The organism is Acinetobacter sp. TUM15064 (assembly GCF_008980265.1).
Classification (GTDB): domain Bacteria; phylum Pseudomonadota; class Gammaproteobacteria; order Pseudomonadales; family Moraxellaceae; genus Acinetobacter.
In genome coordinates, this window is the sequence record NZ_BKFU01000218.1 from 1 (window position 1) to 450 (window position 450).

At 43.1% G+C, this 450-nt stretch carries 1 pseudogene; it reads right to left on the reverse strand.

The features are described from left to right. A pseudogene (locus tag GBI16_RS18500) lies at positions 1-450 on the reverse strand (glyceraldehyde 3-phosphate dehydrogenase NAD-binding domain-containing protein); the annotation flags it as partial.

A 450-nucleotide genomic window follows, 5' to 3' on the forward strand; every position in this document is an offset into this window, starting at 1 on the left:
GTACACGACACACTCGAAATAATCTGATCGCTGACTTTGACATCTAAATGGTTCACGCCATACACCACCGCAATATCAACACTATCAAACGGTGCAGCGCCAATAATCACGCGCTTTTCACCTGCGTTTAAATGTCGAGTTGCTGCCTACCGGGAACGGAATAAACCTGTACATTCCAGCACAACATCAATATTGAGTTGATCCCATGGTAATTGTTCTGGCTGTGAACCACGGAAGACCTGAATTTTTAAGGATTGCCCTGCGCTCTGTACTGCTAAAAAATGATCACCCTGCTCAGTAACAATTTCCGCGTTGCCTTTAAAACGCCCGTGTGTTGAATCGTATTTGAACAAATGCAGCAAGGTTTCAATATCGGCAATATCATTGATGGCAACAATATCGAAATGAAATTGTTTTGGATTTTCAAACCATGCCCGAATGACATTGCGC